Annotated in this window: 14 protein-coding genes; 10 read left to right on the forward strand and 4 right to left on the reverse strand. The window is 61.2% G+C overall.

Features of this window, described 5'->3' with window-relative positions; all coding sequences use genetic code 11:
- Positions 1-2 precede the first annotated feature (2 nt).
- Genes L288_RS41530 through L288_RS41540 form a run of 3 tightly spaced genes read left to right on the forward strand, consistent with a single transcriptional unit; the run spans position 3 to position 6,261 of the window.
- On the forward strand, positions 3-1,232 hold the full coding sequence (locus L288_RS41530; protein ID WP_051209799.1) for a DUF6361 family protein: 1,230 nt from the start codon (positions 3-5) through the stop codon (positions 1,230-1,232).
- Positions 1,229-3,082, forward strand: a complete 1,854-nt coding sequence (locus tag L288_RS41535) for a phospholipase D family protein (protein ID WP_021240087.1) — start codon at positions 1,229-1,231, stop codon at positions 3,080-3,082. The genes L288_RS41530 and L288_RS41535 overlap by 4 nt, the downstream gene beginning before the upstream one ends.
- Complete coding sequence (locus L288_RS41540; RefSeq protein WP_021240088.1) at positions 3,079-6,261, forward strand: C-terminal helicase domain-containing protein; 3,183 nt, start codon at positions 3,079-3,081, stop codon at positions 6,259-6,261. The genes L288_RS41535 and L288_RS41540 overlap by 4 nt, the downstream gene beginning before the upstream one ends.
- 67 nt (positions 6,262-6,328) lie before the next feature.
- Here the strand turns inward: L288_RS41540 and L288_RS41545 are convergent, their stop codons facing one another.
- The 4 genes from L288_RS41545 to L288_RS43705 are packed head-to-tail and all read right to left on the reverse strand — an operon-like array spanning position 6,329 to position 15,899.
- Positions 6,329-9,670, reverse strand: coding sequence for a DEAD/DEAH box helicase (locus L288_RS41545; RefSeq protein WP_021240089.1), 3,342 nt, complete (start codon positions 9,668-9,670; stop codon positions 6,329-6,331).
- Positions 9,671-9,684: 14 nt separating this feature from the next.
- On the reverse strand, positions 9,685-13,083 hold the full coding sequence (locus L288_RS41550) for a UvrD-helicase domain-containing protein (protein ID WP_031304998.1): 3,399 nt from the start codon (positions 13,081-13,083) through the stop codon (positions 9,685-9,687).
- Positions 13,080-15,740 carry a PD-(D/E)XK nuclease family protein gene (locus L288_RS41555; protein WP_021240091.1) on the reverse strand — a complete coding sequence of 887 codons (2,661 nt, stop codon included), beginning with the start codon at positions 15,738-15,740 and terminating at the stop codon, positions 13,080-13,082. Before L288_RS41555 ends, L288_RS41550 begins: the two co-directional genes overlap by 4 nt.
- Before the next feature lie 15 nt (positions 15,741-15,755).
- A complete protein-coding gene (locus L288_RS43705; RefSeq protein WP_021240092.1) occupies positions 15,756-15,899 on the reverse strand; it encodes a hypothetical protein in 144 nt (47 codons plus the stop codon).
- Between the two features lie 128 nt (positions 15,900-16,027).
- On the opposite strand from L288_RS43705, the gene L288_RS41560 reads away from it, so the two are divergent.
- Genes L288_RS41560 through pglX form a run of 7 tightly spaced genes read left to right on the forward strand, consistent with a single transcriptional unit; the run spans position 16,028 to position 26,871 of the window.
- Positions 16,028-16,951, forward strand: a complete 924-nt coding sequence (locus L288_RS41560; RefSeq protein ID WP_031305000.1) for a helix-turn-helix transcriptional regulator — start codon at positions 16,028-16,030, stop codon at positions 16,949-16,951.
- Positions 16,951-17,571: a DUF1819 family protein gene (locus tag L288_RS41565; protein ID WP_021240094.1), complete on the forward strand. Its 621-nt coding sequence runs from the start codon at positions 16,951-16,953 to the stop codon at positions 17,569-17,571. The genes L288_RS41560 and L288_RS41565 overlap by 1 nt, the downstream gene beginning before the upstream one ends.
- A gap of 8 nt (positions 17,572-17,579) precedes the next feature.
- Entirely contained in the window at positions 17,580-18,182 is a 603-nt protein-coding gene (locus L288_RS41570) for a DUF1788 domain-containing protein (protein ID WP_021240095.1), read from the forward strand.
- A 7-nt stretch (positions 18,183-18,189) separates the two neighbouring features.
- Complete coding sequence (brxC, locus tag L288_RS41575; protein ID WP_021240096.1) at positions 18,190-21,723, forward strand: BREX system P-loop protein BrxC; 3,534 nt, start codon at positions 18,190-18,192, stop codon at positions 21,721-21,723.
- On the forward strand, positions 21,723-22,895 hold the full coding sequence (locus L288_RS41580) for an AAA family ATPase (RefSeq protein WP_021240097.1): 1,173 nt from the start codon (positions 21,723-21,725) through the stop codon (positions 22,893-22,895). The genes brxC and L288_RS41580 overlap by 1 nt, the downstream gene beginning before the upstream one ends.
- The gene (locus tag L288_RS41585) at positions 22,892-23,392 is read left to right on the forward strand and encodes a hypothetical protein (protein ID WP_021240098.1); all 501 of its coding nucleotides are present in this window, start codon (positions 22,892-22,894) and stop codon (positions 23,390-23,392) included. Before L288_RS41580 ends, L288_RS41585 begins: the two co-directional genes overlap by 4 nt.
- The gene (pglX, locus tag L288_RS41590; protein WP_021240099.1) at positions 23,392-26,871 is read left to right on the forward strand and encodes a BREX-1 system adenine-specific DNA-methyltransferase PglX; all 3,480 of its coding nucleotides are present in this window, start codon (positions 23,392-23,394) and stop codon (positions 26,869-26,871) included. The genes L288_RS41585 and pglX overlap by 1 nt, the downstream gene beginning before the upstream one ends.
- The last annotated feature ends 2 nt before the right edge of the window (positions 26,872-26,873 follow it).

The following is a 26,873-nucleotide window of genomic DNA, read 5'->3' on the forward strand; positions in this document are numbered from 1 at the left end:
TCATGCGACAATCGGCAAAACCATCCCGCACCAGACGCAGCCCGTCTATCGAACCTGCGTTGGGATGGACCTATCTGTCGCGGGAGGCGCTGGCGCGCGCCAAGGCGCAAATGGACGAAGAATCCATGGGCGTGCGCGATGAGATCGGCTTCCTGACGATCCATCAGCGTTATGCCGACCGCTTCTTCCCGGGTACATCGGTGCTGCACACGCGTGCCCGCTATGCGCTCTTCGTGCCTTGGCTGTTCGAGGATCTGGCAGGCCTGACGGGACCGGCCGCCGTGCGTGCTCTGCGCGAACGCGAAAGGGAGCTTGCGGGCCGGCTTAAGGACGCGGGCGAATCCCAGGTGATCGGGGGACGTGTGTTTCCCAAGCCGTCGAGCCAACCGCCATCGACCGTGTATTGGAATGCGCTTGCGGTCTGGGGCATATTGCGTCCCCGCATTGATGGGCGGACTATTTCGCGAGCACAGGCGCATCGGCTGTTGAAGAGCGCCGGAGCGGCGACCGATGACGATGGTCATCCGCTTGTCAGTTTCGACCCGCCGTTCGTGCCACTCCTCGATCGACCGGATAATTGGCTTGGCGGCCACATCACACTTCGGATGGCGGCCGCAGAAGCGGCTTTTCTGCGCGAGCATCTCGCACAGTTGCGTCGCGATGGTAGTCATGAGCTGTCCCTGCTCGCGAGACTGGCGCGTACCGAGGCTGCGGCGCCATCGGGGATGTGGGGAGCCGAGGTTAGCGCGGTCGCCGGTCCCGATCAGGCCGCGCTTGCCAGGGCACGGCAGGCCGCAAGTCTCGCGGGTGTAGGCCGGGCCATCTATGACGCGCTTCTGGAGCGTGTCGTCGAGACCGGCGACAAGCGGGAGATATCGACCCGACATCGTGACCATCTCGTCGCGATCATCGAAGAGCACGGTTCCATCGCGGCCAAGCTCGATGTCGATGCGCTTGAGACGGACATTGGCGCGCTGCCGTCGAGGTTGCGTGCTGTTCTGACGGCCACGAAGGACTGGATAGCATCCAGATCGGGAAATCCCGCCCCGCTCTTCGACGTCTACGCCGCGGCTGAAGCCCGCAAGGGGCCGCGCGCACGGCTTGCTTTGACTGTTAATGGACGAGATCGGCGCCTCGAATGGTCGAGCGATGAACATGGCCTCGCTGGGCCGCTCCACTATAGATGGGGGCAAGTCAGTACGCTCCTCGAAGATCTGGCGGACCCCGAATGAGCGAGGTGGTCGAAAGCTGGCCGGCGCTCTCGTTCCTGGAGGGGTTGCGTCCCGGCCCCGATGAAAGCGTCGAGCTCGCCTTGCTGGCGTCCTATTCGGCGGATCTGGGATCGATCGGCGCCACTTTGCTCGCGCTGGCGGGCAAGGACACCGACGCTGGCCGTGGCACTCCGTCCGATTTCGCCGATGCGGTCGAGAGGTTGCGCGGGAAAGTGCGCATTGTGATCCAGCGCGGCCGTCTCGCAAGAATGCGGCGTACCCCGCGCATCGCTGCCGTGCTGGATCAGTTCGTTCGCGAAGTCGATTTCGATGAGGCAACACATAGCTGGCACCCCAAGGCCGCTCTGGTGCGAACGTGCGGCGCGGACGGCGAGATCGGCTGGCGGCTTTGGGTCGGCAGCCGGAACCTGACCGAATGCGTAAATCGCGACATTGGGCTGCTGCTTGTTTCTGGTGGCAAAGGTGGTGCTCGGATCCCTGGTGCGGAAGATCTGGCGCGCGGACTGGCCGAGAAGGCCGAGCTGAAAGGCGCGCGTTCCGCTTCCCTTGCGGCGACGATTGCGAAGGTGGCCTGGCGGGCGCCAGCAGGCGTGCGCGTTGAGCGGATTCGCTGGTCGGCCGGGACGGGAGATCAGGTCGTTCCTGTCCCGCCACCGGGGACGGACGAGGTTGTCGTGGTGAGCCCCTTTGTCGACAAGAACTTTCTTGCCAGACAGACACCGAAGGGAACGAAACCGTCACGAAGCGTACTGCTGACGACAATGCGGGAGATCGAACGGGTCGGTCCGTCACTGGCGGTATTCGACGATTTGCTCGCACTCGATGCGCCCGACTATCCCATTGGCGATCCCGAACCTGCGTCACAGCTCGCGGCGCTGCCGGTTGATGCCGGCGCGGCCGATGATGAGGAGGAGGAAGTCGGCCGCGGCCTTCATGCCAAGCTGTTGTTCATGCGTTCTGGGCGCAAGCGGGCACTATGGCTCGGAAGCGCGAACGCGACGCTGCGCGCCTGGACCGGACGCAACGCCGAGGTGACGGCTGAGTTGGAGGTTTCCGAGTCCGTCGAGAAAGGTCTGAAGGCGCTTCTCGGGTCAGCGCGTCCTGTCGAAGCACCCGGTGTGGAGCATTCGCCCGATGCGGCGACGCTGGAAGAGGAGGCGCTCGAACGGGCGCACGCCCAAGTGGCGGCGCGCTGGGCGGCAGAACTCAGCATCGACAACGAAGGGATGCGCCTCACTCATCGTTCCGATCTCCATCCTGGCGGTCCGCATCCCGATGACGCCGACATCCTGCTGGAAGTCGGCGCGCTTCATGGCGAGCTTGTGGCCTGGCCGGCGCAGCAACCCGACATGCTTCTGGGGCCTGTCACTCCCGCCGAACGAAGTGAGTTCGTGCGCTTGCGGGTCAGCCGTGGAGACAAGGGGCTTTCGTGGCTGCAACGCGCACCGGCCGAGCCACCTTTTGGGGAGGAACGCGACCGCGCCGCATTTGTGCGTTTCCTCGGAGCCAGAGGATTTCTTCTCTGGGTGGCCGGGTTGCTTGCCGAAGACGACCGGCAGGGCGAGGGTGACTGGACGCATGACGAGCCGCAGGAACGCGCCGGTTTGGTAGCGAACCCGGTGCTGGACGCATCGCTGCCCACCTTGGAAGAGATGTTGGCGGCATGGGCGCGCGACCCAGACAAGTTCCGCGAGATCGAGCGACGGGTCTCTCAATATCTGCCCGCCGTGCTTGAGCAGGCCGGACAGGAAGACCCGCAAACCGCGGAGATGCTCAGACGCTTTGACGCATTATGGGGCAAGGTTCGAAGCGGGCTTGGCGCCGCCGAGATCAAGGGTAGACGCCGATGAGCACGCCCAAGCCATTCCAGGAAGCTGCTGTCAATGCGGCGCTCGCGGCCTTCGAGGATCTGACGGGGCGCCGTCGTTTTCTGGTGGCCGATGAAGTCGGCCTTGGAAAGACGGTCGTGGCGAAGGAACTGGCTCGCCGCATGTCCGAGGACGGCCGCCGGCCTTTGGTGATCTACTACATCGCCAATGGGCACGCGGTCTCGCATCAGAACAAGGGCCGGGTCGTTGGCTTCCTGAGCGATTCACAACGCAAGGCCGCAATTGCAACTCCGGATCGACTTTCGCTGATTGCGATCGCGAAGCAGCCGGACAATCCCGTCCTCATCTACGCCTTGACCCCCGCGACGTCATTTCCGGGAGCGCGCGCGCGTCTCACGGGAGGACGCAAGGAAGAGCGGGCGTTCCTCAAGGTGTTGCTTGAGCAGACCTATCCTGCATTCGCCCGCGATCTTGACCCGGACATATTGCGGCTCAGCGCGCGAGGTTCGTGGGACTGGGCTGTTAAGGATGCGGAGAACAAGTTCGCGACTTCGCCTCCCCATCTTCGCCAACGGTTTCGCGAAGCTCTGGCGGCCGAATTCGGTGAACCGGTACGCGCGATGCTCGATCTGGCGGTCCAGGGCGATGCGAAGAGAAAGGTCAATCCGCTCAAACCGACCACCTTTGTTGGTCGCCTCCGACGTGCCCTGGCGCTGGCGACACTGCGTCATCAGCCACCTGATCTTGTCGTTCTCGACGAGTTTCAGCGTTACCGGCAAATTCTCGACGAGAAGGACGCCGATCCGCTTCTGCAAGCGCTTCTGGAACCTGAAGGCTCGCTTGTTCCGCCTGCGATCCTGCTGCTCAGTGCGACGCCGTATCGGCTCCTGAGCACAAGATGGGAGGAGGCGCGCGGTGCGCTCGCCCATGCGGAGCTTCTGGACCTGATCGAGTTCCTGGCAGGCCTCGATGTTCGAGAGCGCGCCAAGACGCTGTTTGCCGATTTCGGCGACAAGTTGCGTGACATCGCGGCGCATTCCGATGTGAATCATCCAGAGTTGGAGCGCGAGGTTGCTGAGGCGGCCAGGCTGAGGGATGAGCTTCGCGGACTGCTGACGCCCGTGATGTCGCGGACGGAACGGGATAGTGTGGCGTCGGCCGACCCGCTCGCCGCAACGCAATTCCTTGATGCCGACCCATCGCCCGAGGATTTTCAGGTCTACCGGCATCTCGTGGAGAGTTTTGCCGAGCCGATGCGCTATGAGGCGTTGCCATATTGGTCCTCGGTTCCGTTGCCGGCTCAGGCGCTTGGCCCTCGCTATGCGGCCTGGAAGCGTGCCAAGATCAAGGCGGCGCCGAAGCTCACGCGGATGACGCGCGATCGCCGTAATAAACTCGATGCGCCAACCGCATGGCCCGACGCGAAGCTCCGCGCGCTCAGCGATGTTGCCCCGCCGAAGCTGCTGTCGCTCCCCTGGGTTGCCCCGTCGCTTCCCTGGTGGCCACTCGGCGGAGGTTGGAAGAGCACGGCGGCTGATCCCAAGCTGCTGATGTTCAGCCGCTTTCGAGCGACTCCGCCCAGCGTGGCTGCGCTTCTGAGCTTTGGTGTGGAAGCGCACTGCCTCCCCAAGAAACAAGGCGGCTATGAGAAGGCTTATAGGCGGCGGCGCTTCAAGTTGGCGGCCGTTCCCGGCCCCGTGATGGCGGCGTTCCATCCATCGCCATGGTTGATCCGCAACACAGACCCGCTTGCGAAAGCTGGCGCGGCGCTCGGCGTCGTTCGCAAGGAGGTCCGGCGGCAGATCCTCGCCGCCTTGCCCAGGGGCATCATTGAGCGCGATACCGCGAAGGCCAGACGCCGGCACAGATCGATTGCGATGACGCTGGCGGCGATCGAACGGATGGCCGGTGTCGCCGAGCTGTCCGCCGCAGGCTGGCGCAGCGCGATCGGTGACGATCGTGCCGCGCAGTCGGCTGTTCAAAAGTGGCGCCAGGCGCAGCCGATCGACCGGCTCTCTCCCATCGAGCTTTCGGATCTCGTGGACTATGCGATTGGGGCGCCAGGCATCGCGCTCGGCCGGGCGTTGCTGCGGCATGACCCGACGATCCTTGACCCAACACGCTATCCGGAGCTGGTTCAACTCAGTTGGCAGGGACTGCGCGCCTATCTCGACAATCCGGTGATCCTGTCATCGTTGGCGGGGAAAAGCGCGGTCGAGCAAGTCATGGGCGCGGTGGTGGACGGCGGCTTCGAGAGTGTTCTCGATGAGCATTGCTGGCTGCGCGCCCAAAATCTCCATGAAGGCGCTGCTGGCCTCGCCAAGGATCTGCAATCGTCGCTCGGCCTACGCGCCGGCAGCTTCAGCTTTCATGGCATTGGCGGGCCACCGCACAAGATCCCGGTGCGCTGTCACGTCGCGGTGCCGTTCGGTGACGCTGAGACCGAGCCCGTCGTCAAGGTGGAGGGCGGCGTGGCGCAAGCTGCTCCAGCCCGACCCGATGAAGTTCGCCGGAGTTTCAACACGCCATTCTGGCCGCACGTTCTGGCGACGACGTCCGTGGGGCAGGAGGGGCTGGATTTTCACCCCTGGTGTTCGCATGTGGTTCATTGGGACCTCTCGTCCAACCCGCTTGATCTCGAGCAACGTGAAGGGCGCATACAGCGTTATGCGGGCTTGGCGGTCAGACGGCGGCTCGCAGCAACATTGCGTGACGAGGTGTTGAGAGATTCCACGCTGGCCGACGGTTCACCCTGGCGGTGTTTGCAGGGCCATGCGGAGAGGTCAGTCGATGCAAGCGGCCTTCGTCCCTGGTGGGTGCTTGATGGCGCCGAAATCAGCCGCCATGTTTTCGAGCGCCCCTTTGGACGGGATGTCGTGCGTTTCGCCCAGCTTCGAGAGCAGCGCATGATCTATCGCCTGGCTCTCGGGCAGCCCAATCAGGAGGATTTCATCGACGTGTTGTCGCGGGGCGGCGAGGCGACCCGCGAGCTGCTGCAACCGCTCGTCCTCGATCTTTCCGCGATGGGTCTTCGTCAGATAAAGGCGGCACAGGCAGCACCGGCGAACGGCCACGGGCTGACATCGACCATTGACGCACCAAATTTGAACGGGGGGGACGTGTTCGCGGCAGAGACCGAGGCGATGGCGATTGACCCCAGGCCATCCGAGCCGATCCTTCCGATCGCTGATCCGGGATGATCACGAAGCGCGATGGGTGTGCTTCCCTTGGCGGGGATACCTTAGGCTCACGGGTGCGGATGGACAGTCACGCGCTGCCGATGATCCTCAGCTTCATCGCGCGTGTCTCCATCAAATAGGTCTCGACCCCGGCCAAGAGGTGCAGACCTTCTTCGGTAATGGCTGCGCGCGAGAGGCCCGGCTGCACGATCCTGACATCGAACTCATAGCGATAGTCCTGCCAGCTTGCCTTCAGCTTCTTGAGAAAAGCTGCTGTTCCTTGCTCGAAGCGTGAACTCTGACCTTTGTCGAGACGCAGCTTTTCCCGCTTCAGCATGTGTGTGAACATGCGATGGGGACGATCGCGCCATCGAGCGGATTTCTGTGCCTGGCCGCAGGCCTCGTAGAGATCCTTCACGCGCGCTCCCGGTGTGTCCGCGCTGGAATACTTGCAGTGATGCAGAGTCACCTGCACCAGGCCTTCCGTCACGCGAAGGGTGACCACGTCGGCGATTTCGCCGGCGCCGTCGTCATCGAAGACAAGGTCATAGGCTTCATCATCGGCGAGCAACGCGTCGATCACCCGTCGTTGTACCGAGTCTGCGCGCTTTTCAGGTCCCTGCGCCTCAGCCCTGATATTTGTCCGGGACCAGTCCCAGACTTCGATCTGGTCCGAGGGGTAGGGGGCGAAGGCAACACCATCTGGCAAGGCGTAGAGATGGCTGTAGATCAGCAGTGATCCGTCCCCGAAATCGATCTGCGGGGAATCCTCGCCGAAGGATTCCGATAGAGTTTTCACTTTGCCGCCAACCTTGATGGTCGTTTTCGGTCCCGATCGTTGGGGATAGCGAGCACCGCCTTCGGCGAACACAATCTCGAACTCAGCAACATCCACATCGCTCCGTACCGAGAAGCGCAGCGGTCCGGTGCGTTCATGATCGAGCAGTTCGATGTCGCATTCGGCGAATGGCATAGCCCGGTCGCCGAAGCTGATCTCTACGCGGTCCTCTATCTGTGTGAGCAGCGACTCCGGCCAATGGATGGCGACGGGCGGCACGGTCGGCCGGTCGCTGATCTGGCGGGGCCGCATAGCACTCTTGAACACGCCATCGGTGGTGATTCCCGGATCATTCACAGCCTTGCCGATATCGGCACACCATTCGACCCAGTCGGTGAGATCGCGAACTGGAGAGATCGACCAGAATTTGCCTTTGGCCGAACAGCCGCGCGATGCGGGCACGCCATCGAGGAAGCCGGTCGCAAAGACGTTATTTTTTATGCGGGACTGCGACTTGGCGGTATCGAGGCCGTCGGCGACATCGACGCCCATGTACATGGAGTAGCGAACGCCGCGGCCCTGATGATGGGTCAGGCCAAGGTTGCGCAAGATGAGGCGGTTGAACCCGTGCAAGCTGCGGAAGACTTCCTCGCCTTCGACGCGGCGTGTCGTGTCGCTACATATGGCTTTGGCGAGCCGATCGTAGGGGCCTTTGGCCGAACTGCTGATATAGAGAAGCTGTCGGTCCGGATCCCAGTGCATCATGTGCAGATCCCAGATGACATTGGTCGCATGTTGCGCGGTGGTCCAGCCAGCCTGTTCCTCGGATCGGGTGACGAAGATGGCAACGCGTTGGTGCGGGTTGACCTTCATGCCGAGATAGACGCCGGGATTGTATAGGTCCTCGGCCCGGAGCGGTTCCCAGGCGTCGCACGACGTTCGATAAACCACGGCGTTCATCTTCGGTTCGAGCGTTTGAAGAGGGATGTCGCTGAGGTCGCCGACGAAGCCTTTGAACATTTCGGCGCGCCGAACCTGCCGGTCGATCTTTGCGGTACTGAGCGCCTCGACCAGCGCGTTCCAATCGGCGTCCTCCGCATAGAGCTTGGCAAGCGATCGGTCGATGTCGTCCACGCCAGTATTGGCGATGACCGTGGCATCACCCAGACGCGGATCCTGCCGGGTGAAGCGGCCGACGAACTGGATGGTGACGGCGATGCTCTTGTGCGGATCATGCAGGCCCGCGATCTTCAGTTCCGGGAGATCGAAACCTTCGCCCAGCATATCGACGCAGATAATGACCCGACTTTCGAAGCGCCTCAGCGCGGCGAGGTTCGCGCGACGCTCGCGGATAGACTGCTGGCTGTGAACGATGACCGGCCGGAATTCCGGGAACATCGCGCTGTAGAGTTGGTGGAGGTCCTTGGCGCGGTCGATCGTCTGGCACCGTGCCATGGCAAGGTGATTCAGGCCCGCGTCCAGATCGCCCTGCAGAATCTCGCCGAGCTTCTCGGCAATGGCCAGGTCAGCATCGGCCTGGTCGAGCCCGAACACAGCCTCGAAACGGATCGGTTTGAAATAGCCTTCGGTCTGCGCCTTTTTGAGCGGATATGTGTAGATGAACTCGCCATCGACTCGCCGGCCGTCCTCACGGAAGGGGGTGGCTGTAAACTGGACGATGGGCAGCGGCGGTTCCCGATCAATAAAGAGGCCGCGAAAACGAGCCCAGGTCGGGGCGCCGATATGATGCGCCTCGTCGATGAAGAGCGCCGAGGCGCGCGCTGCCATCTGCTCCTGAACGGGCGCGTCCGCACGCCCGGCGATCTGCATCGTGGTGACGACGACATTGGCGCTGTCGAAGATTTCATCGACCTCCGCCGGGCTCGTCGGAATATGGGACAGCCGCATGACAAGCGGAAAGGCTGCTGCGTCGGCGAGACATTGCTGTTGCCTGAGAACACCGAAGGTCTCGAACTTGCCGGCGATCTGCTCGCGCAAGGCGTCGGTCGGCACCACAACCAGCAGCCGCTCGAAGTTCTGGTGGGCGTTGAGCGCGAGCATGGTCTCGGTCTTGCCCGTGCCGGTCGGCATGACCACGGTTGCCGGATCGGTTGACCGGGTTGCGTGGGCCAGTGCGGCGTGAAGCGCGCCGATCTGAGGACGCCGCAAACCCGGCCGCGCCGGCTCGCCGGTCTCCGCGGCACGTCCTTCGCGTAAATAGACCGCATCCGTCCAGGAGGCGGAGACGGCAGCCAGCCGATCGGCACGCGCGGCACGATCCAGCGTGGCGATATTGGTCGGCAGCGAGTTGATCCAACGGCCTTCGCCCATTTCGAGCGTTTCGGCGATCCGCACCGCCTCCGTCGCGCCGGGCACCAGGAGAATGAGATCGGCGTCCAACGGCGTTGCCGTTTTCGCACTGATAATCTTCAGCGTCTCGCCCGATTTGAGGGTGGCCTCATGGCCAGTGACGCGGCGGATCGCGAAAGGGCGCAGTTTGCAGCGCACGCGCTGCGCCGGAACCGCCAACTGACGGACGGGGCTCGCCAGCACCTTGCCGTCTATGGCGAGGCGAGGGGGCAGCAGCAGCTCAACTTCGGGATTGAAGAGATCGTCCTGGCTGGAACTGGCGGTGCGCTTGCGGCTGGCCATCGCGGCGTCCTCTTTCAGACCGCCATCGTTTGCGGCGAGGGCGCGACGATGATAACCGTCGCGCTTGTCATCAGGACGATCAGGCCCTGTTCGCCGCCGGTCATGTCGAGATAGGCGCGCACCTGCGCCCGATAGTGATCGAGCGTTCGCGGATCTGGGCTCACGTCGCTCTTCCAGTCGATGACCACGACCGGCCGGCCGTCGGGGTTGACCGTCAGCGCATCGGCGATGCCCGCCGTCGCGACAAGTTCGGTGTCTTCGCCGCGAAGAGCGTAGACCGGAAATTCGGCGAGCAGCGCGGGCCGCAGGGCCGCGATCTCCGGTAGCGCCAGCGTCCGCGTGACGCAGCCTGCCAGTTCCTCCGGGGCGAGCCCTGCCGCCGGATTGGCGACGGGAACCTTGCCGAGCGCCCGGATGAGTTCCTCGGCGCGCCTCGCGAGTGCCGCAGAGGCGTCATCGGTCTCGCCGGTCAGTACCTCTTCCATGAGCTTGTGCAAGACGAGCCCGCGCTCACGTCCACCTTGGACGGCCAAGGGCACCCCCAATTCGCTCGGAGTGTCGTCGTCCGACCCTGCCCAGATGTTGGCTTCCTCTTCCTGCAATACCGTGCCGGTCGCATTCTCGTCGCGGCTCGGGGCGAGCCAGGTCAGTCGCACCTGCCTGTCGGCGATTGCGCCGGCCTCCGCGGCAAAACCCTCGCGGGTCTGATTATTGATGGCGCTGCCGGCTGTGACAATCGCATCGAGCGGCAAGCGCGATACATCAAAAGCCGGAAGTTCGGCCAGCGTCAGGTCAACAAGGCCAATCCAGGCGGACTTGGAGGGCGTCACATCGAGCCGTGGTAGAAGCAGCAATTCCCGGGCGCGTGTTGCTGCGACATACCAGAGGCGCACGCGTTCGCGATCCAGTTCATCCTTTTCGGCCTGGCGCGCAACGTCGTAGCCAGACGGCGCGGCGCCGAGAACGGGGCAATAGAAGGTGTCGGTCTGGCGATCGATCACCGCGCTGTCGGGCGCCATCACACCGGTCATGGTGTTGATGGGAATGACCACCGGCCATTCGAGGCCCTTGGCGGCGTGCATCGTGAAGAGCGCGACGGCTTCCTCCTGAGCGTCGGGCCGACCTTCGACCGCGCGAGCTTCATCGGTCCAAGCCGCTGTCATCGCCTCGGAGAAGGCCCGCATGCCACGCACCGCGTAGCTGGTCGAGAGGCTGAGATAGAGATCGACATTGGCGAGCGCGCGTTCGGCCTGGCCGCGATGCCGATCGAGCAGAATGGGACGCAACCGCAGGACATCCACGGCTTGCGAAAGCAGTTCATGCGGTGTCGTACTGTTTCCGCGCCGATAGAGCGCTTGCAGCTTTTCGACCACATCGCGCGCGAGCGGATGGACGATCGCCGTCGGGTCGACGCCGAGATCGAGGCGGGGGATCCGGTCGGGCTTGTCCTCGGTGCGCGGAAGCGCCCAGACGATGTCCAGCAGTTCCTCTTCGCTGAGCCCGACCAGCGGGCCGCGCAGCAGTGCGCCGAGCGCCAGGGTGTCACGGCGATCGGCCAGCACACGGGTCAGCGCAATGAGGTCCTGAACCTCCTGTCGGCGAAACAGGCCCTTGCCGGCCTGCGTCGCCACCGGAATGCCGCGCCGCTCGAGGGCTTCCTCATAGCGCCACAGATCCGCGCCGGTCGGCGCAAGGAGAGCAATGTCGCCCGGCTGGCAGGGGCGTTCGGTGCCGGCTTTGCGATCCAGAACCGGATGGCTGCCGATCAACCGGGCGCACAGGTCGGCCACGGCATCGGCTTCAGCGTCGCGTTGCCGCTCGGCGCTGGCCTTGCCATCTTCATCGGCGACGGCAATGTCGATCGCGGCGACGCAGATGCCTTCGCCGCGATCGTCATGGAAGGGATCAAGCGACGTAAAGCCGGGTTGGCCATCCGCCGACAGGATCGCCTCAAAACGCTCGTTGACGAAGGTGAGGATCGAGGCGCAGGAGCGGAAATTGGTCGAGATCGACACGAGGCCGTCCGCATCCTGCACCGTGAAGGCGGTGCGGGCCTGAACATAGGCACCGACGTCGGCGCCGCGGAATCGATACACGGCTTGTTTGGGATCGCCCACGAGGAAGAGTGCGCCCGGCCGAATCCGGAAGCCGGTCCAATCCTGCGGATCGTCCCCGGGTTCGCCGCACAAGCGCCAGAAGATTTCCGCCTGGAGCGGGTCGGTGTCCTGAAACTCATCGACGAGGACCTTCGCGAACCGCTGGCCAAGCGCCTGCCGCACCGCCTCATGATCGCGCAACAGATCGCGGGCGGCATAGATGAGGTCGTCGAAGTCAAGCTGGGCACTGGCGCGCTTGTGTTCGTGATAACGCTCCAGGATCGGCCTGGCTTCGTCGATCAGCGCCGCGAGAACCTGACCGGAAACTGCCTGGAGAAGGGCGTCCCAGGCCGAGCAGCACGCTTCGAAATGGGCTTGAGCGGCATCGTTCAGTCGATCGCCGTCCGCCTTGGACAGACCCGCCTGCTTGGCCGCGGCGGCCCATTTGCCCTTCTTTCGATAGGAGGAAAAGGTTCCGGCCTTGGTGCAGAGATCAGGATGGGGGCGCGAGACGAGCAGTCCGACCAGGCCTGCAGGCGCGGCAGCGTCTGCGGCGGTCGGCAGCATCGTTGCCATTTCGGAGAACCGTGCCGCGTAGACTTCCGTTTCCGGTTCACTTGCGGTGGTTGCCTGCATGAAAGCGGAGAAGTCGTCGGCCGTCTGCCGAAATGCCAGAAGATGGCCGGCGAGCGGTGTCACCGCTGGCGCCACGAGGCTCCTGCGACGGCGCAAAGCCTCGGCGATCTTGTGCATCAGTGCCACGGTCTCGCCGGGGCTGTGCAGCACCATCTCAGCCAGGATTCCACCTTGGCCGCCTGACAGGCGCTCGCGCAGCCAGCCATCGGCGATTTCGAGAAAGGCGAGATCGGCCTGGTTGCGGTCCATGACCGCCGCGCCCGGATCGATATCGGCCTCGGCGGGATAGGGCTTGATTAGGCGCTGACAGAAACCATGGATGGTCGAGCAGGTGATCTCGTCGATGGCGGCGGTCGCTGCGATCAGATTATCGCGCTGCCCTTGTGACAGACCATCGGGTAGCCCGACCGCAAGCTCGGGTGCGATGTGACCTGCAGCGAGGTCGGCGACGAAATCTCGGACGCGGGCGAGGAGCTCGCTCGCAGCCAGTTCGGTGAAGGTGACAGCGGCGATTGCGCGTGGTGCAACGCCCTGCGCCAGCATGAGGGCAATCCGCCCAGCCATAACCGCGGTCTTGCCCGACCCCGCACCTGCCTCGACGAGGATGGAACGATGGTGATGGCTGATCGCGTCACGCCGAGCGCCATCGTCCTTAAGAGTCTTCGACATCATGTTCATCATTCCGCCTCCCAGACCTGAGCGACATCGCCGAGCCGCTCAGTTGCGGCGGTTTGTTTACGTTTGCAGTAGGTGGCGCCGGCATTGGCCGGCAGCGCAAAAGCGAGATCGTCATAGTCACCGCCTGTATCCGGACCCGGCAGTGCCGCGCCGCTCGACAACGCAATCCGTGCGGCCTGCAGATAGCCGGTGATTTCCGCCAGCACTGCCGCCGGATCGTCGAGTTGAAGGTCCAGCGGTTCGCGCGGGTAGAGCAGGGAGGCGCTGATCGCGACATGGTCGCCCAGGAGCGCCTTGACCGCGAAGGCGTAGAGACAGCGCTGAAGCTCGCGCCCTCCGTTCAGGCGGATATCGCTCTTTGGGGGCTTCCCGGTTTTATAGTCGCGCACCAGTGCGCGGCTGCCGTCGCCGGCGATGTCGAGCCGGTCGATGTAGCCAGCGATCTGGAGGTCTGTGCCCGGGATAGTTACGGGCAGGCTCGCATCCCAGGGGAGTTCCGCCTGCGATTTGGGTTCGGACCCGCCGAAGGGCACTTCGCCATAGGAACGGCTGCCGGGCAAATGGTCGTCGCCGTAGGCGAGAGCTTGGCTGGAGAGAAGACGTGCATCGCCAATCGTCCGGCCCCAGATAACTTTGGGCGGGACTGGTCGTTCGCTTTCCCATTCGGCAGCTACCGCGTCCGCAGCTTCGGCCACGGCAGCGTCAATCGCGGACGCATCGGCGGAAGCCAGCCCTCCGGCCGCTTCGAGATTCCGCAAGGCGCGATCGAGCACCAGATGGATGAGATCGCCTGCCGCAAGCGCGTCGAGCACGAGGGGTTCGGCGCTGCTTTGCGGGGATTTCCAGCCGAAGGCATAGCGCCAGAGGAAGCCGAGCGGGCTGCGAAGCAACGTCTTTAGCGAGCTGGCCGACTGGGCTCGCGCAAGAATCGCGAGAATGAGCGGATGGTCAGGCCGGACGAGGCCGTCATGCGGTGTGACCTCGGCCTGGCGCCAGTCGCTCCAGCAAGCACGTGCGCTGATAGCCTGGGGATCGCTGGCGAACTCCTGCGGCCGGGCCATAAGCCGATCGGTCTCGCTGAAGGCATGGGTGGGGATCGCGTTGCGGCGCAAATAGGTTTCGTCGCCAAGGCCGGCGAGCAAGGGGCTCCGGCCCAGCAGCCGTCCGTCGTTGTCGCGCCGGGCGCGTGACAGGACCACCCCGCCGGAGGTTGTCGCGAGGATCGCTTCGAAATCGCGGCGGTCGGCCAGGCTCACGGGAAGCGGGTCGAGTTCGCCGGTCGGGACAATATGGTCTGGGATCAGCCGGTCCTCGGTGATTCCGCGTGGCCAGCGCGAGGAGTTGAGACCGACCAGCCGGACGAAACGACGAGGCGAGGCCGCAAGCGCGCTGGCCGGCATCCAGGCGACCGACACGCAGGCTTCCAGCCCGTCATCCTGTTTCAGCGTTTCGAGCGTGACATCGATTGAGGCGGCTGGTCCGGCGAGCAGCGCCTTGCGCCAGATCGACAAGGCTCGTCCCTTGAGAAAGGCTTCCCCGATGTCCTGCGCGGCATCAGGCCCCTTCGCCAGAAGGTCGACCGCCGTGCGCAGTGCTGGGGCATGGTCCATGCCATCGGGCCAGTCGTCCGGTTTGAGGCGTGTCAGCAGGCGGCTCCAGGCCGTAGAGGTGGACAACGGCGCATCGCTCGGGAGGACACGCAACCACCCGTCGGGAAGCGAGGCCAAGGGCGCCGACTCCCGGCACAAAGCCGAAAGGCGGCGCAGGCGCGATTGCGAGAGGCCGCGCACGACGATATCGGCAAGTGCTGCTGCGGCCTGTCCTTCGCGGGTCGTGGCGGTCCGGACGCCGTGAACGAAATGCAGGTCGATATTGGCGTCGGCGCGCAACGCCAGGAAATGGTCATCATAATCGGCGGGCGACGCCGTGGCGATCGCGACGTCGGAAGGTGAGACGCCTGATGCAAGCAATGCGCGCGCCCAGCGCATCGCCTCAATGGCTTCGTGATAGGCGGTCGCGGCGCTGACGGAACCAACCGTCGGCCCTTCGGCCTTCGTCTGCACGACAACGACGCCGCTGTCGTGGAGCCAGTCTGGGACGAAACGGGGGCCTGCCGTCCATTGCACCGGAATGCGTGCGGCGAGTTCCTTCACCAGAGGGCGCCAGCACGGAGACAGTTCAGTCAGCCCGGCGATTTCCATGGTGCCGAGAACGGCTGGCGCGTGGGCGATACGGTTGCTGGCTGCGGCGACAATATCGACCGGACGCATCATCCCGTCGGGAAGTTGGGTGAGAACGGCCGCTTCCAAGCGAGCGATAGCGTCGAGACGGGGATGATATGTCGACCGGGCGGCCAAATCGATGCCCGAGCGCCAAGCCTTATGCAGCGTGTCCGCGGCCGCGCCAATCATGCCCGGCAGCATCTTGATGCCTTCCAGTTCCCCCATCGGCGTGGCGGGAAGCACGGCCTGGATCGCCGCGCGCAGGCTTTCCTCATCGATCGGCCGGACGAACCCGCCCGCGAGCCGCACGGCGGCTTGCTCGAAAGACATGATCTGGAGCCCATGGCGGCCGCTGCGCGCGGCCGCGAGGCGGGCCTCCCGCATCGCGAGGCGACCATGGACGATAAGAGTGGATCGACTCGCGGCTGTCATCGCCATTCCCCCTTTTCCGGATCACTTCTTGTTCGGGCGCTGGGTCAGCGCCGAGGCTGCCGCGGTTTTTGCGGCTTTGCTGCTCTTGGGATCCCGCAAAACCTTCGATGCGGCGCTTGCCGCTTTCTTGCTGGTCACTTCGCGGTTTGGACTACGCTTGGGCATTGCCGTTCCTCACGAATTTCACGCTCGCCACCATTGACGAGTGGTGCGGATGGGAATAATAGTTATACGGATAGATCGGATATGTCCATATACTTTTTATTCCCATTGTGGATTTAGGGTGAGCGGCGATGAAAGAAGGCGTTTCGGCGTTGAAATGGGGTGTGGAGCGCCGGCTCGAATTCATTGAGTTCCGGTTGTTCTGGGAGGGCGGCGTCAACCGCTCGGACATCATCGAGATGTTTGATGTCTCCGTGCCGCAGGCATCGAAAGACCTGACGCTCTATCAAGAGCGCGCGCCGCAGAACGCGATCTATGACAAGAGTGCGAAGCGCTATGTTGCTGCGCCTGATTTCTCGCCAATTTTCCTGAGGCCCGATCCCGATAGTTATCTTTCCCGGCTACGGTCTTTGGCAGAAGGGCTTGCCGATCCAAGCGAGTCGTGGATCTCGCATGCTCCCGAGATTGATGTTGCGCTGACGCCGCACCGGGCGGTGGACTCAGATGTGCTGAAGGCCGTGCTTGAGGCGGTGCGAGAAAGGCGCTCTATCGAGGTCTACTACCAATCAATGGGAAGCCGTCGGACTGATCCGATGTGGCGGCGTATGACGCCGCACTCTTTTGGGTATGATGGTTTCCGCTGGCATGTCCGCGGCTATTGTCACATTGATGAAAAGTTCAAAGACTTCCTGCTGCCGCGCATTCTCCAAGTTCGAAACTTGGATGCGCCCGGACCTGGTGGTGATCAGGATACGCTTTGGAAGAAGACGTTTGACATCGAAATCGGCCCGCATCCGGGGCTGACCCCAAGTCAGCGCACAGTCGTAGCCAAGGACTACGGGATGACAAATGAGCGGGTGGTTCTGACTGTCCGCTACGCGATGCTGTTTTACGTTCTGAAGCGGCTAGGACTTCTCGGGGATGCGAGCCAGCAGAACCCCCGTACTCAGCATATCGTTGCGCTCAATCCGCATGAGACGGAACGAGCGTTGCGGCGTGCAGATTTCGAATTTGGGGAAGTTGAGAAGGCCCCCAGCGATTCTGGGAGCGCGTGATGCCGGATTCGAGGGATCAGCCCTACCTTATGTCCTTCGGAACCGGGGGGCTGTACATCAATGAAAGTGTTGCCGTTGCCGGATTGCACGATGTCGTCGGAGACTGGGATGCGACGCTCGGTGCCGCGCTGGAGCGCGGCGTGTTTCCGGTGCGAAAAGCGAGCTCAGCGCGGCGTTCCGTTCGGGAAATCGTGAACCGCCTGAGATGTCTGACGCCGGCAGAGTTGACTTTACTGATTGAAGGGGAGCGCAACGAGCAATGCGCTCTCCTCTGGCTGGCCACCTGTCGGGCCTACAGGTTCATCCGCGAATTTGCGATCGAAGTGCTCAGCGACAGATTTCTGACCTTGAAGACAGAACTCACCTACGATGATTTCGACACGTTCCTGTCGGCGAAGGAGGAGTGGTCCCCTAGGCTTGCGACACTATCGGCCTCGACCCGTGCCAAGCTTCGCGCGGTGCTATTTCGCCTGATGCGCGAGTCAGAGATTCTATCGCAGGATGACCGAATACTTGGGGCGATGTTGTCGCCGCGCGTGTTGGCAATAATTCAGGCCGAAAACCCCAATGAATTGCGTTACTTCCCTGGTGCCGAACGGCAGAGGGGAGGGAGGAGATAGTGGCGCGTATGAGCAAGACGACAAACCCCAAGGACCGCTTCGACCACCTTCTCAAGGTTATCGCCAGCGAGAGATTCCTCAAGAAGCAGGGTCTCGGGAACGAAGTGCCATTCTTTATCTTCCCCTATCCGGCCGAGGAAGCGGTCGGCATCGATGCGATGCGCGCCAGCTTGGTGAAACAACTGGAGAATCGCGGTGTGCGTGTGGTTGAGATCAACCTCTACGACCTCAGCATCTCTCTGCTGCACGATCGTGGCATTTGGGATGACGTTATCGCGGCAGAGCCAAGCATCGGAAAGGACGAACTCAAAGAGCTTTTGCAAGGGGTTCTCGATCCAGAAACCCATCTCATCCCCGCTATTGGGGCGATTCTCGCAGGCCAACAGTTCGATGTCTTGTTCCTGTCGGGTGTCGGTGAGGTTTACCCCTACATCCGATCCCACAATGTGTTGAATAACCTTCAGAGCACCGCCAAAGAAAAGCCGACGGTGATGTTCTTTCCAGGAAAATATACGCACAGTCTGGCTAGCGGTGCGTCGCTCGATTTGTTTGGAATCATGCATGACGACAAATACTACCGAGCGTTCGATATAACGCACTATGAGATCTGAGGGGGCCATGACCACATTTCGTGATATCTTCGAAAAACCAGTCGATCGTGCGATTGAAGGGGTTATCAAGGCCGATGATGAGGCCAGCCTCCGGGTCGAACTTGAGGAATATGTCATCACAAACGAGATCGAGCGTCAGCTCGAGAAGTTCCTTGACGCCTACAATAATTACGGCTCGGCCAACGGGGTCTGGATCTCCGGCTTCTTCGGTTCGGGCAAATCGCATCTGCTGAAAATGCTTGCGCTCCTTCTGGAGAACCGAGACATTGGCGGGAGCCCGGCCTATGAGCTTTTCAAACAGAAATGCGCGCATAATGAGATCCTCGCGGCCGATCTGCGCAAGGCCGTGTCGATATCGTCGAAGAGCATCCTGTTTAATATCGACCAGAAGGCCGACGTCATTTCGAAGGGACAAACCGACGCGCTGCTTTCGGTGTTCCAAAAAGTCTTCGACGAAATGGGAGGTTACTACGGCAAGCAGCCGCACATCGCGCAGTTCGAGCGCGATCTGGACAGTCGCGGGGTGCTCGAGGCGTTCAAGGAGGCATATCAGTCTGTCGCCGGGAAGCCTTGGGAGCGCGGACGCGAGCAGGCGCTGTTGGAGAATGCGAATGTCGCCAAGGCCTATGGCCAGGCCACCGGCGCCAATCACTCCGAGGGCGAAGGCATCCTGACGCGGTATCGTCAGGATTTCCGTTCGTCGATCGAGGACTTCGCCGAGAAGGTGAAGGCCTACATCGAAACGCAGAAGCCGGGCTTCCGCCTGAATTTCTTCGTCGATGAGGTGGGCCAGTACATCGCGGACAACGTCAAGCTCATGACGAATCTCCAGACGATCGCGGAGAGCTTGAATACGAAGTGCCGCGGCCGAGCCTGGATCATCGTCACGGCGCAGCAGGATATGGCGTCCGTCATCGGCGATATGAACCAGCGGCAGGAGAACGACTTCTCCAAGATCCAGGCACGCTTCGCCAATCGCATGCCGCTCAACAGTGCCGATGTCGCGGAAGTGATCCAGAAGCGGCTGCTCAAAAAGACCGAGTCCGGCATCAGCAGCCTGTCCGACCTCTACCATCGCGAGTCGAATAACCTGAAGACGCTGTTTGACTTCACGGATGGCTCAATCCGGTTAGAGAACTTCCGCGACCGCGATCATTTCATCTACAGCTATCCCTTTGTTCCCTACCAGTATCCGCTGTTCCAGTTGGCGATCCAGAACCTGTCCCAGCACAACGCTTTCGAGGGAAAGCATAGCTCGGTCGGCGAACGGTCTATGCTGGGGGTTTTTCAGGAGGTCGCAGTGCGGCTCGCTGATCTACAGGTCGGCGGGCTTGCGACCTTCGATCAGATGTTCGAGGGCATCCGCACCGCGCTCAAATCGAATGTCCAGCAATCGGTTCTGATCGCCGAGAAGAACCTGGGCGACGAATTCGCCACACGGATTCTGAAGGCGCTATTTCTGGTCAAATACGTGAAGGGCTTCAAGCCCACGGCCCGCAATGTCGCTGTCCTGATGCTGGACAGGTTCGACACTAACCTGACGAAGCATAAGCGGCGGGTTGATGAGGCCCTGAGCCTGCTGGAGCAGCAGACATATATCCAGCGCAACGGTGAGCTGTTCGAGTTTCTGACCGATGAAGAGAAGGATGTCGAACAAGAAATAAAGGCGATCGAAGTCGATACGGCAGAGATTGCCAAAGAGCTGGAGGCGCTGATTTTCGATGGCGTCGTCAAGAGCCGCAAGCTGCGGCACGAGGCATCTTCGCAGGACTACGCCTTTGCGCGCTACCTCGATGGCCGGCTACTCGGTCGAGACTATGAATTGGCGATCAACGCCATCACGCCATTTCACGAGCAGAGCGGTAACGCCGAGGCGATCGCCATGCGCACCATGTCGAGGGACGAACTCGCGATCATTCTCAATGCCGACAACCGCTTTGTCAGCGACTTGATGATGTTCAAGAGGACGGACAAATATATCCGTCAGGCGCGCTCCGTAGCGCAGCAGCCGAGCATCGAGCGCATCGTCCGCGAGAAGGGAGAGCAGAACAACATCCGGCAGCGAGATCTGACCCTTAAGGTCCGAGCCCTGGTGGGCGGCGCCCGGCTTTTCGTGCGCGGGCAGGAAGTCGAAGTGCGCTCCGAGGATGCACTGGCCCGGATCGAGCGGGCGTTCCAGACTCTCGTCGACAAGGTTCACGTCAATCTCGGTATGCTGCGCGGGGTTACCTATTCCGAAAACGAGATCGGCCGTTTCCTCACGCATGGCAATGACGGCATGTTTGGTGAGGATGGCGCCAATCTCACCGAGGCCGAGCTGGAGATCCTTAACTTCGCGCAATCAAACGCGCGTAATGGCATCAGGACGACCGTCAAGGCCGTCGTCGAGCGGTTCGAGCGCAAGCCCTATGGTTGGTCCTACGCTGCCATCCTTTGCACGACGGCCAGCTTGCTTGGCCGTGGCAAGATCGAAGCGCGCGCGGATGGTAGCCCGTTGGAAGGCGATGCCTTACTGCGCGGACTCCAGAACGCCCACGCGCTCGGTAATATCGTGCTCGAACTCCAAACGGAATTCACGCCAGCGCAGACGCGCAAGCTCAAGGAATTCTACCGCGAATTTTTTGATGCGCAACCGGCTGGAACGGAAGGAAAATCCCTTGGAATTGAGACGGCCGAGGCATTCGGTGCACTCAAAACCGAACTAGCGGTCCTGGAAGGGCAATCGTCGCGTTACCCCTTTCTGTCGGCGCTGGGTCAGCTTCAGGATGCGCTGCGTGAGGTCACCGGCAAGCCCTATGCCTGGTATCTTCAGGACCTCGGCCGTCACGTGGATCGGTTGCTCGATTTGAAGGAGGGCGTCCTTGACCCGATCCGTCGCTTCATGGGAGGTGGTCAGAAGGCGATCTATGAAGAGGCGCGGAGCTATCTGGCCGATCAAAGCGCTAATTTCGGATATGGCGGCGAAGAGCAGGCCGGCGCCATTCACGAGGTTTTGGACGATCCAAACTGCTTCAAGGGCAACGCCATCCAGCAAATGAAGGGTGCCCTTGATGTCCTGAGAGCCGAGGTAAACAATCGGCTTTCAGCGGAACGCAAGACAGCGATTGCCGACGTCGAGGAGCTTCGCACCAAGCTGCGGGCGCTGCCCGAATTCGCTTCCTTGGCCGAGCCTAGCCGCCGCGAAATCGAGGCGGCCTTTAAGACGGTTCTGGACGCTATCGAGACCAGCAAGTTGATCGCGGTGATCCGGGAGCGCGTGAGCGGGTTCCGGGCGTCCGGCTATCCGGCGCTGCTCGGCCGCGTGACGGCGCCGCCTCCTGTGAAGAAGGACGGTGAGGACGATAAGCCGCGTGGCTTCACGGACAGCGGGTCCGATACACCACCGGCACCAACCCAACCGGAATACGTGGCCGCCAGCGCGTTGCGCGTCACCTACGCCAAGCCATACCTCGCCGACGAACGGGACATTGACGCCTATCTGGATACCCTGCGTGAGACGTTGATCGCGGAAATCCGCGCTGGCAAGCGGGTGACTGTGTGATGATCGCTGGCGTCGAGATTGAGAGTTTCACGGCGTTCGGGAGCTTGCAGCTATCGCTGTCTCCGCGTGTGAACGTGGTTATAGGCTCCAACGGGACGGGGAAAACACACCTCCTGAAGGCGATCTATGGCCTGGCGCTGGCGGGCCTGTCTGCATCCGAGGATCGTTCGGCCAAGGAGGTGGCGGCCGACATATCAAGGAAGCTGTTGCGGCTCTTCTCTCCCGAGGAAAGCAGGCTAGGCACGCTTCGTCCCAGCGGTGTCAAGGCCCCAACGCGGCTCAGCCTGGTGAGCAGCGATGACACCCGTGTAGCCATCTCGTTCGGCAACCGCTCCGAAACAGTGCAGATCGAGGCGGATGCCGGCAGCACGGGGCATGAACTGCAACCCGTGTTCATTCCGACGAAGGAGGTACTGTCGCTTGTCCGTGGCATGCGTCACCCGGATCATGATCGCGCCACCGTCGAGATGATCTTCGACGACGGCTATATCGACCTAGCGGAACTTCTCGTCCGTCCTGGTTTCGAGGATGAGGCTTCGAGTCTTGCGGAAGATCCCAGGCTTTCGAGCGTCGTCCGCGAGTTGGTCGACCTTGTCGGCGGGCGGTATCGCTGGACGGCTGGAAGCGCGTTCCGCTTCGAGCCTGGACGCTACGAGGAGAAGGCCGATCCCACCCGATCGAAATCAAAGATGGCGCAAGCTTATCAGGACGCGACCGTCACCCGTTTTGTGCCGAAAGGTGGGTCATCGCTGGCAAGCGGCATGACCGCTGAGGGATACAGAAAAATCGGCGTGCTGCATCGGCTGCTTTGCAATGGCTCGATCAACCCCGGCACCACTGGCGTTCTCCTGTGGGACGAGCCGGAAGCGAACCTCAATCCGAAGCTGATGAAGAAGGTTGTTCAGCTTCTCCTGGAGCTTTCGCGTAACGGTCAGCAGATCATCCTCGCGACCCACGACTATGTTCTACTGAAGTGGTTCGACTTACTCATGGACAAGGGCAAGGAGGATCATGTTCGTTTCCATGTGTTGGTCAAAGCGGAGAATAGTGCGGCGATCACCGTTCACTCTACCGATGACTACGACCAACTCGTGAATACCGGAATAGCGAAGACCTTTAGCGAGTTGTACGACGCTGAAATCGAGCGCTCCCTAGAGGGAGTCTCGCTATGACAACAGTGCAGGAATACGATCTGGAAATCGCGTTCCCGGAAGCGAAGGCAGTCATTCATTTTGATGACAGCGCCTATCATGGCAATAGCACCATGCAGCGGGTCGATTACATAGCCGAATATGAAGATCGGTCTGTGTTCGTTGAAATAAAAGATCCTGACAACCCTATCGCACAGAACGTGCCGGCATTTGAGAACAAGCTGAACTCTGGCAAGCTTGTACAAAGCCTGTCCGGGAAATTCCGGGATACTCTTTTCTTTCGGTCCATTCAGGGGAAGGACGACCTGAGTGTCGTTTATGTGGTTCTTCTTTCAATGAGGAGATTGGAGGCGGCCTTACTGCTGGCAAAGCAGGACGAACTTAAGAAATCTATTCCGATCAGACATGTGGATTGGGGGCGGGATTGCGCCGCAAGCTGCATCATCTTGAATATTGAGCAATGGAAAAAGCGGTTTGGTGATCAGTCAATCCGACGAATTAGTGAAGGGGCGGTTTGATGGACACGACGAAGCTCAAGAAGTTTGCGCAGTTTGCCCGCCGCACTTTGATGGGGCAGGTCAGCGCCAAGCTGGACTCCGTCCTCGCGCCAGATGCAGCCGCGCGGCGCGAGCATCCGGAGGCGCTGAAGAAGCTCGACGCTGCCATCGCCCGGGACGGCAGGGGGCAGGTGATCGAGCGGGTGGCCTATACCTGGTTCAACCGCTTCTCGGCTTTGCGCTACATGGACGTGAACGAGCTTAACCCCGTTCGCATCGTCTCACCTCTGTCCGGTCAGTTTCAGCCTGAAATTCTTGCTGAGGCCAAAGCCGGGAATATCGATGAGGAGCGTATCCCCGAGAAGATTCGGGCCAAGGTCCGCGCTCTTCTGGACGGACGCATCCCTAGCCCCGACGCGCAGGCCGAGGCCTATCGGCTGCTGCTCGTCGCGATCTGCAATGACTGGTACACGGTCATGCCGTTCCTGTTCGAACGGATCGATGATTACACCGAGCTGCTGCTGCCCGAAGATCTGCTGTCGAACGCTTCGATCCTCACCTATTTGCGCGAGGCGATGACGCCGGACGCCTGCCAGGATGTAGAGGTTATCGGCTGGCTCTACCAGTTCTACATCTCCGAGAAGAAAGACGACGTCTTCGCTGGCCTGAAGAAGAATTTGAAGATCACGGCCGAGAATATCCCGGCCGCGACGCAGCTCTTCACCCCGCACTGGATCGTCCGCTACCTGGTCGAAAACTCGCTGGGCCGACTCTGGCTGCTGAACCGGCCAGGATCCAAGCTCGCCGAGCGGATGGATTACTACATCGTGCCGGAAGAGCCGGAAACGGATTTCCCGACGATCGGCAAGCCCGAGGAGATCAGGGTCTGCGATCCAGCCTGCGGTTCCGGGCACATGCTGACTTATGCCTTCGATCTCCTCTACGTCATCTATGAGGAGGAGGGATATGACCCACCCCAGATCCCGGTGTTGATCCTGAAGCACAATCTGACCGGTCTGGAGATCGACGACCGCGCCGGGGCCCTGGCGGCCTTCGCGCTGGCGATGAAGGCGGCGGCGCGGCTGGGGCGGCGCCGGTTCGTACGGATGGAGGCTAAGCCCGATATCGTCGTGTTGCAGAATGTGACTTTCGCCGCGGCCGAGATGGCTGACGTGGCTGCAGTGGTGGGGCGCGACCTGTTCACGGATAACCTGCGCGAGACACTCATGCAGTTCGAGCAGGCGAAAAACTTCGGTTCACTGATCGTGCCGAAGCTGTGCGTCTCGGCCGAGACACTGCGCGTGGTGGAGGGGCGGGACTTCGGCAGCGATTTGCTGCTGAAGGAGGTGCAAGACAGAGTTTTGGCTGTGCTGCATATGGCTGAGGCGCTGTCGCCGAAGTATCATGTGGTGGTAGCCAACCCGCCGTATATGAACGCAAACGGCATGAATCCGAAGTTAAAGTCTCACCTTCAGACGGCTTATCCTAACTCGAAGTCCGATTTGATGACGGCCTTCATGGAAAGAGCTGTTGGCGCGCTTTTGCCTGACGGCATATACGGAATGATCAACCTTCCATCTTGGATGTTCCTTGGGTCATTTGAAAAGCTACGACTTGAGCTTGTTGAAAGAACGTCCATTGTTGGGCTTCTCCACCTTGGAAGAGGAATTTTTGGTTCTGATTTCGGCAGCGTTGCCTTTCTCGTTAGGAAGACGGCTCCAACTAAGAACACAACCGGACTGTACCGACGGCTTTTTGAAAAGCACGTTCAAGTCCGAACACCATCCGAGATCGAAGCCCTGTTTCTGGACCCTAGTTATGGCGGCTTCACCTTCAAGCAAACTGACCTTCTCTCAATCCCCGGGAATCCAATCGCGTATTGGCTTTCCGAAGAAATGCTTCATGCCTTCAAAGAGAATGAACGCCTTGGCGAGCGTTGCGACATCTGTGTCGGGTTACAGACTGGCGATAATAACAAATTCCTAAGATACTGGCATGAAACCGATCAAAGACTGCGCAAAGGTGCTACGAATTTAGGATGGAAGTGGGTGCCTTACACTAAGGGCGGAGAATTTCGTAAGTGGTATGGAAACAAAGACTACGTTCTGAACTGGTCCAATGATGGTCAAGAAATCCGCGCTCATCCAAGTGCGGTCTTACGCAATCATCGTCGATACTTCGAAAACGGCATCACTTACACAAACCTGAGCTCTGGTTCGTTTTCCGCACGTCTCAAAGACGACTTCGGGATTTTCGATCAGAAGGGTAGCGTTTTCTTGCCGCACGATGCAGATGAAACCAATTCGATCCTCGCCTTTCTCCTTAGCAAGCCTTGCGCTAAGATTCTTGAGATCCTCTGCCCGACACTCGACTTCAATCCGGGCAGCCTTGTGAACTTACCAATTTGTGATGAAATTCGCGACACTAGGGTCCAACGCAACGCCTCAGCAGCTATACAACTTGGAAAATCCGACTGGGACGCCTACGAGACCTCCTGGGACTTCACCACGCTTCCGCTGCTCTCGTCCGAGCACCGGGCCGAGACGCTGGAGGGCAGCTATGCTCGCCTGCGCGCCCATTGGCAGGGCATGACGGACGAGATGCAGCGGCTGGAGGAAGAGAGCAACCGTATCTTCATAGACGCCTATGGTCTGCAAGACGAGTTGACCTCCGAAGTGCCAATCGAGGAGATCACACTCACTTGCAACCCAGCCTATCGCTACGGCGTGAAAGGCACGGAAGCGGAGCGTGAGGCGCGTTTACTTTCCGACACTATGGCCGAATTCCTGCATTATGCCGTAGGCTGCATGTTCGGCCGCTACAGTCTCGATATGCCCGGCCTGATCCTCGCCAACCAGGGCGAGGGTATGGAGGATTATCGCGCCAAGGTGCCGAACCCCACCTTTGAGCCGGATGCCGATAACGTGATTCCCTTGCTCGATGGCGAGTGGTTCGCTGATGACATCGCCGCGCGTTTCCGCCGCTTCCTGCGTGTCACCTTCGGCGATGAGCATTTCCAGGAGAACCTCGCCTTTGTCGAGGAGGCGCTGGGCAAGGACATCCGCAAGTACTTCACCCGTGACTTTTTCAATGATCATGTGAAGTGGTACAAAAAGCGGCCCGTCTACTGGCTATTCTCTAGCCCGAAGGGCACCTTCAACGCGCTGATGTACATGCACCGCTACCGCCCCGACACGGTGAGCGTGGTGCTGAACGACTATCTTCGTGAATTTCGCTCCAAACTTGAAGCTCATCGCCGGGCGCAGGAAGCACTCAGCATCAGCGGGGATGCTTCGCCCGCGCAAAAGACCAAGGCGCTGAAGGAGATCGAGGCGACATCAAAGCAGATTGAGGAGCTCGATGCTTGGGAGCGTGATGTTCTCTTCCCACTGGCGACCCAAAAGATCGAGATTGACCTCAATGATGGGGTGAAGGCCAATTACCCGAAGTTAGGCACCGCCCTAAAGCCCATCAAGGGGCTCAGCGATTCGGACGATTGAGC

This window comes from Sphingobium quisquiliarum P25, from assembly GCF_000445065.1.
GTDB lineage: Bacteria > Pseudomonadota > Alphaproteobacteria > Sphingomonadales > Sphingomonadaceae > Sphingobium > Sphingobium quisquiliarum.

Coding starts and splice junctions, on each gene's coding strand:
- L288_RS41530 (WP_051209799.1), top strand. CDS start 3: ATGCGACAATCGGCAAAACCATCCCGCACCAGACGCAGCCCGTCTATC.
- L288_RS41535 (WP_021240087.1), top strand. CDS start 1,229: ATGAGCGAGGTGGTCGAAAGCTGGCCGGCGCTCTCGTTCCTGGAGGGG.
- L288_RS41540 (WP_021240088.1), top strand. CDS start 3,079: ATGAGCACGCCCAAGCCATTCCAGGAAGCTGCTGTCAATGCGGCGCTC.
- L288_RS41545 (WP_021240089.1), bottom strand. CDS start 9,670: ATGGCCAGCCGCAAGCGCACCGCCAGTTCCAGCCAGGACGATCTCTTC.
- L288_RS41550 (WP_031304998.1), bottom strand. CDS start 13,083: ATGATGAACATGATGTCGAAGACTCTTAAGGACGATGGCGCTCGGCGT.
- L288_RS41555 (WP_021240091.1), bottom strand. CDS start 15,740: ATGGCGATGACAGCCGCGAGTCGATCCACTCTTATCGTCCATGGTCGC.
- L288_RS43705 (WP_021240092.1), bottom strand. CDS start 15,899: ATGCCCAAGCGTAGTCCAAACCGCGAAGTGACCAGCAAGAAAGCGGCA.
- L288_RS41560 (WP_031305000.1), top strand. CDS start 16,028: ATGAAAGAAGGCGTTTCGGCGTTGAAATGGGGTGTGGAGCGCCGGCTC.
- L288_RS41565 (WP_021240094.1), top strand. CDS start 16,951: ATGCCGGATTCGAGGGATCAGCCCTACCTTATGTCCTTCGGAACCGGG.
- L288_RS41570 (WP_021240095.1), top strand. CDS start 17,580: ATGAGCAAGACGACAAACCCCAAGGACCGCTTCGACCACCTTCTCAAG.
- brxC (WP_021240096.1), top strand. CDS start 18,190: ATGACCACATTTCGTGATATCTTCGAAAAACCAGTCGATCGTGCGATT.
- L288_RS41580 (WP_021240097.1), top strand. CDS start 21,723: ATGATCGCTGGCGTCGAGATTGAGAGTTTCACGGCGTTCGGGAGCTTG.
- L288_RS41585 (WP_021240098.1), top strand. CDS start 22,892: ATGACAACAGTGCAGGAATACGATCTGGAAATCGCGTTCCCGGAAGCG.
- pglX (WP_021240099.1), top strand. CDS start 23,392: ATGGACACGACGAAGCTCAAGAAGTTTGCGCAGTTTGCCCGCCGCACT.